12 protein-coding genes and 1 tRNA gene are annotated in these 11784 nt (G+C 72.1%); 4 read left to right on the top strand and 9 right to left on the bottom strand.

The genetic code is table 11. The features are described 5' to 3' along the window. Positions 1-448 precede the first annotated feature (448 nt). The 4 genes from ABZ562_RS13130 to ABZ562_RS13115 form a co-directional block, all read right to left on the bottom strand. Positions 449-1099: an aminodeoxychorismate/anthranilate synthase component II gene (locus ABZ562_RS13130; RefSeq protein ID WP_361477430.1), complete on the bottom strand. Its 651-nt coding sequence runs from the start codon at positions 1097-1099 to the stop codon at positions 449-451. Further along, positions 1096-1272, bottom strand: coding sequence for a hypothetical protein (locus ABZ562_RS13125; protein WP_039938336.1), 177 nt, complete (start codon positions 1270-1272; stop codon positions 1096-1098). The genes ABZ562_RS13130 and ABZ562_RS13125 overlap by 4 nt, the downstream gene beginning before the upstream one ends. Positions 1273-1356: 84 nt before the next feature. After that, positions 1357-2034 carry a class E sortase gene (locus ABZ562_RS13120; protein WP_361477427.1) on the bottom strand — a complete coding sequence of 226 codons (678 nt, stop codon included), beginning with the start codon at positions 2032-2034 and terminating at the stop codon, positions 1357-1359. A gap of 21 nt (positions 2035-2055) precedes the next feature. After that, a complete protein-coding gene (locus ABZ562_RS13115) occupies positions 2056-2826 on the bottom strand; it encodes a DUF881 domain-containing protein (protein ID WP_361477424.1) in 771 nt (256 codons plus the stop codon). 145 nt (positions 2827-2971) lie between these two features. On the opposite strand from ABZ562_RS13115, the gene crgA reads away from it, so the two are divergent. Beyond that, positions 2972-3229 (top strand): cell division protein CrgA, encoded by a 258-nt coding sequence (gene crgA, locus ABZ562_RS13110; RefSeq protein WP_055545915.1) that lies wholly within the window; start codon positions 2972-2974, stop codon positions 3227-3229. Positions 3230-3518: 289 nt separating this feature from the next. Here crgA and ABZ562_RS13105 read toward each other — a convergent pair whose 3' ends face one another. Together ABZ562_RS13105 and ABZ562_RS13100 are read right to left on the bottom strand one after the other, a co-directional pair. Continuing rightward, a complete protein-coding gene (locus tag ABZ562_RS13105; protein ID WP_361477422.1) occupies positions 3519-4403 on the bottom strand; it encodes a rhomboid family intramembrane serine protease in 885 nt (294 codons plus the stop codon). Positions 4404-4497: 94 nt separating this feature from the next. Further along, positions 4498-5031, bottom strand: coding sequence for a peptidylprolyl isomerase (locus ABZ562_RS13100; RefSeq protein ID WP_361477419.1), 534 nt, complete (start codon positions 5029-5031; stop codon positions 4498-4500). Between the two features lie 283 nt (positions 5032-5314). Here ABZ562_RS13100 and ABZ562_RS13095 point away from each other — a divergent pair, with 283 nt between their 5' ends. Continuing rightward, positions 5315-6040, top strand: coding sequence for a DUF5324 family protein (locus ABZ562_RS13095; RefSeq protein WP_361477416.1), 726 nt, complete (start codon positions 5315-5317; stop codon positions 6038-6040). Between the two features lie 93 nt (positions 6041-6133). Here ABZ562_RS13095 and ABZ562_RS13090 read toward each other — a convergent pair whose 3' ends face one another. Together ABZ562_RS13090 and ABZ562_RS13085 are read right to left on the bottom strand one after the other, a co-directional pair. After that, positions 6134-7279, bottom strand: coding sequence for a response regulator (locus ABZ562_RS13090; protein WP_361477413.1), 1146 nt, complete (start codon positions 7277-7279; stop codon positions 6134-6136). A 641-nt stretch (positions 7280-7920) separates the two neighbouring features. After that, a tRNA-Ala gene (locus tag ABZ562_RS13085) sits at positions 7921-7993 on the bottom strand. Positions 7994-8111: 118 nt separating this feature from the next. On the opposite strand from ABZ562_RS13085, the gene ABZ562_RS13080 reads away from it, so the two are divergent. Together ABZ562_RS13080 and ABZ562_RS13075 are read left to right on the top strand one after the other, a co-directional pair. Continuing rightward, complete coding sequence (locus ABZ562_RS13080) at positions 8112-8657, top strand: DNA-binding protein (protein ID WP_055545925.1); 546 nt, start codon at positions 8112-8114, stop codon at positions 8655-8657. A 48-nt stretch (positions 8658-8705) separates the two neighbouring features. After that, positions 8706-10331, top strand: a complete 1626-nt coding sequence (locus ABZ562_RS13075) for a serine/threonine-protein kinase (protein WP_361477409.1) — start codon at positions 8706-8708, stop codon at positions 10329-10331. Positions 10332-10365: 34 nt separating this feature from the next. Here ABZ562_RS13075 and ABZ562_RS13070 read toward each other — a convergent pair whose 3' ends face one another. After that, positions 10366-11784 carry a hypothetical protein gene (locus ABZ562_RS13070; RefSeq protein WP_361477406.1) on the bottom strand — a complete coding sequence of 473 codons (1419 nt, stop codon included), beginning with the start codon at positions 11782-11784 and terminating at the stop codon, positions 10366-10368.

Genomic DNA, 11784 nt, shown 5'->3' with positions numbered 1-11784 from the left:
GGCGCCCCCCGGGGGGGCGCCCCGCGGCCGCCGGGCGCACGCCGGGCCCCCACCCCCCCCCCCGGAACCGCGGGGGGGGGGGGGGGCGCCGCCGGGGGGGCCCCCACCCGCAGCTCCATCGTCTGCTCGTTCCCGGCGGGAGCAGCCTCGGGAGCCGCCTCCGGAGCCGCCGTGGGCGTCGCCGCGGGCGTCTCCGGAGCGGCCGGGTTCACCGGGGTCAGGACGGCCGTCTCCGTCACGCTCGCGGCCCCGCCGGGGCCCGGCGCGGCCGAGCGGGCGCGCCGCCGCCCCGTGGGCGCTGCGGCCGCCTCCTCGGGGCGCTCGTCCCCGGCCGCCGGGCGGGCGCGGCGGCGCCGCCCGGTGGGGCGCGGCTCGGGGGCCGGTGCGGCGCCCTCGGCGGATTCCGGGGCGCCCTGGGCCGCGCCCTCGGGCCCGGGGCGCGGTGCGGTCACCCGACGGCCTTGCCGCCGACCGCCCCGACCACCGGGGCGAGCCCCGCCGACCGCTCTATCGCGTCCGTGTCGCCGCACTCCACCAGCCAGTTGGCGAGCATGCGGTGGCCCCATTCGGTGAGGACGGACTCGGGATGGAACTGGACGCCCTCGATCCGCAGTTCGCGGTGGCGCAGCCCCATGGCGATGCCCGTCTCCGTCCAGGCGGTGATCTCCAACGCGTCCGGAACGGTGTCCCGTTCGACGGCGAGGGAGTGGTAGCGGGTGGCGGTGAAGGGCGACGGCAGCCCGCTGAAGACGCCCGCGCCCTCGTGGGTCACCAGCGAGGTCTTGCCGTGCAGCAGCTCCGGGGCGCGGCCGACGACGCCGCCGTAGGCGACGGCCATGGACTGCATCCCCAGGCAGACGCCGAACACCGGCACCCCGGTGTCCGCGCAGTGTCGCACCATGTCGACGCAGACGCCCGCCTTCTCGGGGGTGCCGGGGCCGGGGGAGAGCAGCACGCCGTCGAAGCCGTCCTGGGCGTGCGCGAGGGAGACCTCGTCGTTCCGCACGACCTCGCACTCGGCGCCGAGCTGGTAGAGGTACTGGACGAGGTTGAAGACGAAGCTGTCGTAGTTGTCGACGACCAGGACGCGCGCGCTCATCGGGGACCCGCCATTCCCTGGTCGACCGTCACGTCGTTGAACGGCAGCAGCGGCTCCGCCCACGGGAAGACGTACTGGAAGAGCACGAACACGATCGCCAGCACGAGCACGAGCGAAATCGCCGCCCGCACCCATGCGTTACCCGGCAGATGCCGCCAGATCCAGCCGTACATGCCATCCCTACTCGCCGATGACGAAGTCGTTTGCAGCACCGGAGTGCAGGACCAGAGTAAAGGTCCGGGGGTGGGGCCGGAGGGTCAGCTGTACAAAGCCTTGGGCTTGCCTTGGGCAACCGATTGGGTCGCGTCGAGGTGCGCCCAGGCGATCAGCCGGTGGCTGTGCCCCCACTCCGGCTCACAGGTCGTGAGCGTCAGATAGCGCCCGGGGCCGCGGAAGCCGGACGCGCGCGGCACCGGGTCGAGGACTCCGACGTCGGCCGGGAGGGTGCGGTAGGGCCGTGTGGTGATGCGGTACGTGTACCAGGTGGTGCCGTCGGACAGCACCACCGCGTCGCCGGGGCGCAGCCGGGGGAAGTCCTTGAAGGGGTCGCCGTAGGTGCGGCGGTGCCCGGCGACGGCGAAGTTGCCCGTGGCGCCGAGGCGGGCGGTGTTCGCGTAGTGTCCCAGCCCTTTGCGCAGGGTGGCGGTGGCGGTGCCCTGGAGGACCGGTTTGGCCCAGTCGGCGCCGAACCGCGGGATGTACATGATCGCGAAGGATCCGCCGCTCTCGTAGGGGCGCGGCCGTGGCGCGGGCCGCTCGGCCGCGGCGACGGGTCCGGCGGCCCAGCGGTCCTGGAGGTGGTCGATCTCACCGTCCATGGCCCGGTCGGCGCGGACGCCGGTCCAGTACAGGAGGTAGACGACGAAGAGGAGGATCAGGGTGCCGGCGGTGACGCACAGCTCACTGAGCGTCCTGACGACCAGCCGGATCCTCATCGGCCCCCCATCGGCGCGCGGCTACGGGACGGGCTGTGCCTGGTGCAGATCCACTGTGCCGGAGTAGCCGGGAAGAGTCACCGTGTCGTGCTGGTCGACTTTCCAGCCGAGGCCGTACGCCTCGACGTAGGAGCGGTAGTTCTGGATGGCGGGGGAGGCGGTGAGCGCGGTGGTCAGCCGCTCCCGGTCACCCACGGCGGTGATCTTGTAGGGCGGGGAGTAGACCTGGCCCTGGAGGATCAGGGTGTTGCCGACGCAGCGCACGGCGCTGGTGGAGATCAGCCGCTGGTCCATCACCTTGATCCCCTTGGCGCCGCCCTGCCACAGCGCGTTGACCACGGCCTGCAGGTCCTGCTGGTGGATGACGAGGTCGTTGGGCTGCGGGTCGGGCACGCCGGGGATCTGGGGGGTGGCGTTCGGCGGGGCGTCGGTGAGCGTGACGGTGAGGCCGGGGCCGCTGAGCCCCCGGGTGCCCGCGGTCTTCTCCAGCCCCTCCAGCTTGCGCTGCTCGGCCTTGGTGCTGCCGTTGTCGCGGCGGGCGAGGGCGTCGACGTCGGCGCGCGTCCTGGCGGCGCTCTCGTCGAGCGCGCCGTTCTTGCGGCTGCGTTCCTGGATGAGGTCGGACAGCCGCAGCATCGATTCGTCGCTGCGGATGTCGGTGCCCTGGGCCGTGTTGAAGCTGGTCCAGAAGATGATCCCGGCCAGTGCGAAGACCGCTCCGGTCAGCAGCCGGACCGGCCGGAACGCGGGACGGCGGGACGCCGGGGTGGGGGAGTCAGCGGAATTGCTCAACGTACCCTTACTCCTTACGACGCCGCGGAAGGACTACGCTAACTGACGTGTGGGGGAGGGAAGTGGTCCCCTTCACCGTCCCGCCCCGGCGCCGTCCGTACACATCCCCGCGCGGTCACGCAGCGCATCGACAGGAGAGTTCCTCGTGCCGAAGTCACGGATCCGCAAGAAGGACGATTTCACGCCGCCGCCGGCGAAGCAGGCAACCAGCATCAGCCTGACCAGTGGCCGCCGCTGGGTGGCCCCGCTGATGCTGGCGATGTTCCTCATCGGCCTCGCCTGGATCGTCCTCTTCTACGTGACGACGGGGGACATGCCGGTCAAGTCCCTGGGCAACTGGAACATCGTGGTCGGCTTCGGCTTCATCGCCGCGGGGTTCGTCGTCTCCACCCAGTGGAAGTAGATCCACTCCGCAGGGCCCGTGCAGAGCGCCTGTCCACAGGGTTATCCACAGGCGGGGAAAACTCAGAAGATCTGTGGATAACCTCTGCCGCATTGACGCCGGTGTGACCGGTGGAACGGTCGTGTTCGATCGCTCACACCTGCGTCTTCCTGCGAAAACGCAGGTCAGTGCGGTAACGCACAGATGTTCTCCACAGGCCGCGCAAGATCTACCACGTGCTGTGGACAACTGACCGAACCCACCCCCGTTCGAGGCCGCCCACGACCGTGCGGGGCCTCCGGCTGGACGGTCAGCCGGTGAGCTGGAGCGTACGGACCCACACCGTCGCGACGATCGCGAGCAGCATCACGGCACAGGCCCCCCGCTGCACCAGGGCGCGCCGCTCCCGCGGCGCGTGCACCATGGCGTACGCCACGGCCGTGCCGACGACCAGGCCGCCGACGTGCGCCTGCCAGGCGATCCCGGACCAGCCGAAGGTGAAGATGAGGTTCAGCACGAGCAGCGCGATGACGGGGCGCATGTCGTAGTTGAGCCGGCGCATCAGGACGGCGGTGGCGCCGAGCAGGCCGAAGACCGCGCCGGAGGCGCCGAGCGAGGGCTGGTTCTGCGCGGCGAGCAGATACGACAGCGCGCTGCCGCCGAGCCCCGAGAGCAGATAGAGCGTGAGGTAGCGGGCGCGGCCGAGCGCGGCCTCCAACGGGGCGCCGATCCACCACAGGGACAGCATGTTGAAGGCGATGTGCATCGGCTCCTGGTGCAGGAAGACCGCGGTCAGCAGCCGGTACCACTGCCCCTCGGCGACGCCCACGATGTCGGCCGTGCCCGGGTTGTAGGCCCGGCCGACCAGGTCGAAGGCGTTCACCAGCCGGTCGCCGGTGCCCAGCACCGCCAGCCAGACGGCGATGTTGAGGCCGATCAGGATCTTGGTGATCAGCCGTGGGTCGGCGGTGTACGCGCCGCCGGCTATGGTGCGCGGCTCGGCCGCGCGCCGCGGGGGCCCGGAGGGCTCGCCGGAGGCGGAGGCGGACGCGCCGCCGCGCACGCACTCCGGGCAGTGGAACCCGACCGAGGCGCTGATCATGCACTCCGGACAGATCGGGCGCTCACAGCGGGTACAGCTGATGCCGGTCTCCCGCTGCGGGTGCCGGTAACAGCAGACCGCCTGGTCCTCCATGGTGTCCCTTCGCCCCCTGTCCGCAGACTTGCGCGCGTTCCCCCGCCCCGCTTGTTCACACGGACAAGCGGGGCGCGGAGTTCCCGTGCGGGGTTCAGCCCTCGCGGGTCTCCACGACGACGGACTCGATCACGACGTCCTGGAGCGGGCGGTCGGTGCGCGGGTTGGTCGCGGCACCCGCGATGGTGTCGATGACCTTCTTGCTGTCCTCGTCGACGACCTCGCCGAAGATGGTGTGCTTGCCGGTCAGCCAGGTGGTCGGGGCGACCGTGAGGAAGAACTGCGAGCCGTTGGTGCCCGGGCCGGCGTTGGCCATGGCCAGCAGGTACGGCTTGTTGAAGGCCAGGTCCGGGTGGAACTCGTCACCGAACTCGTAGCCGGGGCCGCCGGTGCCGTTGCCCAGCGGGTCACCGCCCTGGATCATGAAACCGCTGATCACGCGGTGGAAGACGGTGCCGTCGTAGAGCTTTTCCGCGGCCTTCTTGCCGGTGGCCGGGTGGGTCCACTCGCGAGTGCCCTCGGCGAGCTCCACGAAGTTCTTCACGGTCTTGGGGGCGTGGTTCGGCAGCAGCCGGACCACGATGTCGCCGTTGTTCGTCTTGAGGGTGGCGTACAGCTGCTCGGCCACGATCTACCTTCCATCGTTTTCGCTTCCTTGCCCTGATCCTCGCACGGACCCGAGTGCGACGAGTAGCCGTCCAGGGCGCTCGCGGCGCGCCATTCCGCGCGTTTTCCGGGAGAATCTTCCGTATGACCCGGATGCCGGTTCACGCATGCCGCGCGTGCTGCGAACGGGCATGATCTCCACAAACAGGCATGATCTTTCGTGGGATGGAAACACGAAACTGCGCACATGCAGCTCAGCACTCTGCACCCCGGAGCATCACCACGCCACCGAGGAGGAGGATCCCGTGACCCGCATTGACAGCGTGCGAGCCGCGACCGGCACCGCGAAGGACAGCGTCCTGCACGCCGCGGAGGCGGTGGCGCCCTACGCCGGCACGGCCAAGGACACCGCCACGCATTACGCGCACGAGGCTCGCGTACGGCTGGCGCCGAAGGTTTCCCACGCCGCGCACCAGGCCCGCTGCACCGCGGGCAGCCAGTACCACGCGCATGTCGCGCCCCGGCTCAACCAGGCCAGGGGCACCCTGCCGCCCAAGGTGGACGCGGCCGCCGTCCGCGCCGCCAAGCGGACCCGCAAGGCCGCGCGGCAGGCCGCCGACTACACCGGGCCGCGCGTCGAGCACGCGGTCGCCGGAGCGCGCGCGGCCGCCGGGCCGGTGCGCGAGGAGGCGGTCACCCGTGCGGGCGCGGCCGTCGCGGCACTGCGCACCCATGTGACGGCGGCCGACATCGAGAAGCTCGCCCGCAAGCGCAGCCGCCGGGCCCGCATGGGCCGCGTCGCCAAGCGGGCCACCTTCATCGGCCTGGTGGGCGCCGGTGCCTTCGCCGCCTGGAAGTGGTGGGACCGGCAGGCCAACCCCGACTGGCTGGTCGAGCCCCCGGCGGCGACCGAGGTGGGCGACCGCGAGCGGCTGGCCGCGGTGGACGGCAGCGACCAGTCCACCCTCGACCCCGAGGTGCAGGCCAAGCAGGCCGAGTCCGAGTCCGGGAAGGACGACGAACAGCGCTGACGCCCTCGTCGCACCCGTCGCACCCGACCGGGACGGAAGGGCCCGAGGGGCGGAGGACCACGGGGTCCTTCCGCCCCTCGGCCCCTTCGACGACTACTCCCGGCCCTCCCGTCCGCCGTAGCGGCGCCGCTCCAGGAAGATCTCGGTGAAGACCGACACCTTGGCCCGCAGCGCCCAGGGGTCGAAGGGCTTCGCCATGTAGTCCACCGCCCCCGCCGCGTAGCCGCGCGAGGAGTGTTCCGGATCGGCGCCCATCGCGGTCAGGAAGATGATCGGCACGTCCCGGTTGCGCGGGCGCCGCTTGATGTGGGCGGCCGTCTCGTAGCCGTCCATCTCGGGCATCTGGACATCCAGCAGGATCACCGCGAAGTCGTCGTGGTCCAGCAGCGCCTTCAGCGCCTCCTGCCCGGAGGTCGCGGTCACCAGCTCCTGGTCGAGGGTGGCCAGCACCGCCTCCATGGCCAGCAGGTTGTTCTGCTGGTCGTCGACGACCAGGATCTTGGGCCGCGGCCCGGCGCACGGCCCCGGCACGACCGGCCCCGCGAGGACGACGGGCTCCTCGTCCTGCGGCCGGACCGCCGACGTCCGCTGTGACTCCACCATGGCGAGCTGCCGCTCCAGCATCTGACAGCGGTCCTCGGCCAGCCGCCCCCGCTGCCGTACGTCCTCCAGCTCCTCGGTGAGCCGGTGCACCTCCTGCCGCAGCAGGTCCCGCTCCTTCACCAGCTCCTGGTGATCCGGGGACGTCATCTCCAGGGCATCGGCGCGGGCCCGCTCCGCCGCCCAGGCCGCCTCGGTCTGGCTCAGCCGCACCTCCAGGTCGGCGATGCGGTGCCGGAGGTCGAGCAGCGCCTCGCCCAGCACGTCCTCCTTCGCGCTGGAGCGCCGCGCCTCCCGGTCGGCGTCGGCCAGCTGGATCTGCAGGATCTCCAGGGCGTGCCCCGGGGAGCCGCTGGTGCGCACCGCGGACCGGTGCAGCTCCCGCACCACCTCGATGGCGGCCGGGGTGGCCGCGGAGCCCCGGCACTCCGCGAGGTCCGCCAATAGATCGATCACGAACTCCCACGGCGGGACTCTCGTCCCGCTGAGATAGCGCGAGATCGTACTGGGATCCCGGAACCTGCGTGCGGCGTACCGGCGCACCGAAACCCCCAGCCCGTCGAAGAGCTTCCTCAGCTCCACGGCGAACGCCCGGCACTCCTCGGGCAGGTTCTCCCCCAGCGGATGCAGCTCACCCATTGCGTCCCCCTGTGCGGCGACTCGCGCCGATCAGACGATTCCCGGGCGGCTTGCCCGAGTTGTGAGACAGGGTGGGGCATCGGGGAGGTGTTGCGCGGGCCAACACCAGGAGCGGCAACACCGAATCGGTTGCAGAAGCGCCTGACGCCTTCCTCGACGCCCTCCACCCCCTTCTCGTCCCCTATCGCAACGCCTCCGTACACGAACGCGAACTCTCCTCGCGTTTCGTACTGGTGGCCCAGCCGGCGATCGCCGCCGTGGTGCGACACCCTCGAAGCGCATGTCCCGGCGCATCGATCCCGGCGCCCGGGACTGTCACCTGATGGGGCACCACATCGCGCGGCGCCAGATCGCGGAACAGCGGCTGCTCCCTGACCGCCCCGCCCGCCGCGACGGCGGCCGCGGGCGCCTCACCCCCGCCCCGTGCCGGGTGATCTCCGACACGGACATCGGCCGCATCGGCGGCGCGCCACGGGCCACACGAGAAATCGGCCACGTCCGCGCATCACCCGCGAGCGGACGACCCCGATGGTTCCCGCGGGGGTACGCGCCGCCCGCTTCCGCCCCCGCGCGAGGTCCCAGCCACACGAAAAGAGGTCTCCTGGCCTGCGTTTTTGCAGGTCAGGAGACCTCTCATAAAGTGGAGCCTAGGAGAGTCGAACTCCTGACATCCGCCATGCAAAGACGGCGCTCTACCAACTGAGCTAAGGCCCCTTCGCCGATCAGGATACCCGGTACCGGGGGCCTTTCCCGACCGGGTATCGCTCGCGGGTACCGCTCTCCGTAGGATGCCACGCAAGATTCGCGGCAGCGAAGCGAAGGGGAGAGCGAGATGGACGCAACACAGCAGGATGCCACCGCGCGCGCACGAGAGCTGCAGCGTAGTTGGTACGGGGAGCCGCTGGGGGCGCTGTTTCGCCGTCTCATCGACGACCTCGGTCTCAACCAGGCACGCCTGGCCGCCATCCTCGGACTCTCCGCGCCGATGCTGTCGCAGCTCATGAGCGGCCAGCGCGCCAAGATCGGCAATCCGGCGGTGGTCCAGCGGGTGCAGGCGCTCCAGGAACTCTCCAGTCAGGCGGCGGACGGCCGGGTCAGCGCCGCCGAGGCCGCGGAGCGCATGGAGGAGATCAAGAAGACCGCCGGTGGGTCGGTCCTCAACTCCACCCAGACCGCCGCCAGCACAGGGGCCCCGACCGTACGGCGCGTGGTCCGCGAAATCCAGTCGCTGCTGCGGTCCGTGGCCGCCGCCGGGGACATCATCGATGCGGCGGATTCCCTCACCCACACCCACCCCGAACTGGCAGAGTTCCTCCGTGTGTACGGCGCCGGGCGGACCGCCGAGGCGGTCGCGCACTACGAGGCGCACCAGAGCTGACGGGCTGATGGACTGCTGACGAGTCGATGACGGGGCGGGCACGGCGCGATGGGTGAGATCTTCGCGGGCCGGTACGAACTGGTGGACCCGATCGGACGCGGGGGCGTGGGCGCCGTATGGCGGGTCTGGGACCATCGCCGGCGCCGTTACGTCGCGGCGAAGGTGCTTCAGCAGCGGGACGCGCATACGCTGCTGCGCTTCGTACGGGAGCAGGCCCTGCGGATCGACCACCCCCACGTACTGGCACCGGCGAGCTGGGCGGCGGACGACGACAAGGTGCTGTTCACCATGGACCTGGTGGCCGGCGGCTCGTTCGCACACCTCATCGGCGACTACGGTCCCCTGCCACCCCGCTATGTGTGCACCCTGCTGGACCAGTTGCTCTCCGGGCTGGCCGCCGTCCACGAGGAGGGCGTGGTCCACCGGGACATCAAGCCCGCGAACATCCTGCTGGAGTCCACCGGAACGGGCCGGCCCCATGTCCGGCTGGGAGACTTCGGCATCGCGCTCACCAAGGGCGAGCCCCGCCTCACCGAGGCCAACTACGTGATGGGCACCCCCGGTTACTTCGCACCCGAGCAGATGATGGGCGAGGAGCCGGACTTCCCGGCCGACCTGTTCGCGGTCGGCCTGGTGGCGCTGTATCTGCTCCGCGGGCACAAGCCCGACGGGGAAGCGATCGTGAAGCTGTTCGGCGAGCACGGTGTGCCGCACGCTCCCGAAGGCGTACCCGAGCCGCTGTGGCAGGTGATCGCCGGGCTGCTGCAGCCGGACCCGGAGGACCGGTTCCGTTCCGCCACGGGGGCGCGCAAGGCGCTCCTGTCGGCCGTCGAGATGCTGCCCGAGGGCGATCTCGACGACGAGGTGATCGAGGTCTTCGACCATCTCGGACCGCTGCCGACCGGATTCGGCCCGAACGGCCCGGCCCGGCCGGGGCGCCGCCATGCGAAGGCCGACCCTCCCGAGGACATCGGTGCGGCGACGCGCCCCGCGCCGCCCGCCGCCGGACCTGCCGGACCCGCCGAGCCCGGCCGGTCCAGCGATTCCGGCCAATCCGCCGGACCCGCCACCGGCCCCGCTGCCGGGCCGGCCAACGAGCCCGCCGCCAAGCCGCCCGCCCAGACCTCGATGTCGGATACCGGCAGCTTCACGCTCCCGCCGCCGCAGCCACGGACGCCGCATCCCCACACCGCACAGCCCCCGACGCCGCAACCGCGAACGCCACCTCCGCAGATATCGCCTCCCCCGGCGCCTCCCCGGACGCCACCCCCGCACACACCACCGCCCCAGCAGCCGCGGACACCGCACCCGCAGACACCGCACCCGCAGCCCCCGCAACAGCCGCCGACCCCGTCGACCGCGGCCCCGCTCCGGCAGCCGCCCCATCCGCCCGTACACCAGCCACAGGGCCCACAGCCCGGCCGGCGGAGCCCATCGCCCCAGCCCGCGCACCTGCATACGTCTACCCCCACTCCCACGCCCGTGCCGGCCGCCGCGCCCCTGCCGACGCCGCGTGATTACCCCCTCACCCGTGCATACACCGCTCAGAGCCCCCGGGTTCCACCCGCCGCCGCACGGCGGCGGGGACCGTCCCGGAAAACGACGCTCTCGATCCTGATCGTCGCGGTGCTGTGCTTCGCCGTGGGGGCGTGGGCCCTGGTCGCCGCGGGCTGAGACAGCAGGCCGAAACCGAAGGCAGCAGGCCGAACTACCAGGCGGGCGGCGGCCCGTACCGGTGCTGTCCGGTCGTCGGGTCCGCCACGTCCGGATCTCCCCCCGGACCTCCCCGCAGGCCCTCTGCCGCCGTGCGGCGCCGGGCGGTCAGGATCCACACGCCCAGCCCGATCAGCAGGAGCGAACCCGTCCCGAAGCTCGTGTAGGCCACCGCCTGGAGCGTGTCGCGGTCCTCGGAGCCCGGGCGGCGGCCCATGGACTCGGGCTGGAGCGGCGACCCCGCCTTGCGGGCCTCCCGCCTCTCGGCGTCCGTGAGCCCGAAGCCCGCCTTGACCGCGTTCCCGTCGTAGGCCGGGCCACCACGGGCCTGCCCCGCGACCCGTACCCGCAACGTCACCGGGACCGTACCGTCCAAGTGGGGTTCCACATTCGGGGGATTGAGCGTGACCGCCAGGTAGTACCCGCCGGTGAGGCTCATGGCGCGCACCGAGTAGTCGGACTTCGCGTACCGGTTCCCGTACGCCGCCGGGGCGGTGCTGACCTCGGTCCGCGGCCGCTCCCCCTCCTGGGCCAGGGCGGTGCCCCGCTTGGCCAGCCCCCGCGCCGGGTTGTAGGCGCGCATGGCCACCGCCTGGCCGAGCGCACCGGTGCTCTTGTCCGCCGCGTCGGCGGGGAGTTCGGCGATGGCGGATATCTGCTGTCCCCAGTCGACCGGCACCCGGTAGAAGTGCGTCTCCCCCGGCTCGAAGTCGTCCCGCCACACCCCTGTGGACATCAGCGGCGCGTCGGAGAACCCCCGCCCGCCCTGGCGCGGCCTGGGACCGCCGGACGGCGGCTGGGGCGGCTTGGCGTGCCAAGTGCCCTCCGGAGCCGGGCCCGTGGAGCCGCCCTTCACCGGCGGCTCCACCATCAGCCGCAACTCCAGCGGCCAGCTGTCGGGGTCCGCGGAGCCCGCCTGGCGCTCCACGGTGACCAGATACCGGCCCGCCGTGCGGCAGGACGCCACCGAGCCCGAGCCGGTCTGCCGGGTGACGTAGTCGGCGAGGGGATAGGCGACCCCCTTCATCTCGATCCGTCGGGGGACCGTGCCGCAGACACCGCCCGCGGGGTTCTTCAGCGTCACCGTGACGCCGTCGCGGTAGGAGACGACGCCCGCGCCCGGCCGGGGCGCGGCGACCGCCGAAACGTAGGCGGTGGACTTCGCGTCGAGGTCGACGCCGTAGAACCGCTTCTCGCCGGGCCCGAGGCTGTCCGCGTACGTCCGGCCGGGTCTCAGCGACGGGGCGTCCGCGCCGCTCCCGGAGCCCTGCACCGGGGTGCCCTGGACCCGGTACTCCCGGGCCCCCGCGGGGCTGTCGGCGGCCGCGACCGGGATCTGCGCCGCCATCGTCGCCACGGCGCACAGCGCCGTCACCGCGGTGAGACCGGCCCTGTCCCTGCTGCGGTGCTTCAT

Source organism: Streptomyces sp. NPDC019937, from assembly GCF_040631655.1.
Lineage (GTDB): Bacteria > Actinomycetota > Actinomycetes > Streptomycetales > Streptomycetaceae > Streptomyces.
This window is presented reverse-complemented; position numbering and strand designations above follow the sequence as displayed.

What these genes read in the sequence shown, in the direction of transcription:
- ABZ562_RS13130 (WP_361477430.1), bottom strand. Translation starts at nt 1,099, where the DNA reads ATGAGCGCGCGCGTCCTGGTCGTCGACAACTACGACAGCTTCGTCTTC.
- ABZ562_RS13070 (WP_361477406.1), bottom strand. Translation starts at nt 11,784, where the DNA reads ATGAAGCACCGCAGCAGGGACAGGGCCGGTCTCACCGCGGTGACGGCG.
- ABZ562_RS13120 (WP_361477427.1), bottom strand. Translation starts at nt 2,034, where the DNA reads ATGAGGATCCGGCTGGTCGTCAGGACGCTCAGTGAGCTGTGCGTCACC.
- ABZ562_RS13105 (WP_361477422.1), bottom strand. Translation starts at nt 4,403, where the DNA reads ATGGAGGACCAGGCGGTCTGCTGTTACCGGCACCCGCAGCGGGAGACC.
- ABZ562_RS13125 (WP_039938336.1), bottom strand. Translation starts at nt 1,272, where the DNA reads ATGTACGGCTGGATCTGGCGGCATCTGCCGGGTAACGCATGGGTGCGG.
- ABZ562_RS13090 (WP_361477413.1), bottom strand. Translation starts at nt 7,279, where the DNA reads ATGGGTGAGCTGCATCCGCTGGGGGAGAACCTGCCCGAGGAGTGCCGG.
- ABZ562_RS13075 (WP_361477409.1), top strand. Translation starts at nt 8,706, where the DNA reads ATGGGTGAGATCTTCGCGGGCCGGTACGAACTGGTGGACCCGATCGGA.
- ABZ562_RS13080 (WP_055545925.1), top strand. Translation starts at nt 8,112, where the DNA reads ATGGACGCAACACAGCAGGATGCCACCGCGCGCGCACGAGAGCTGCAG.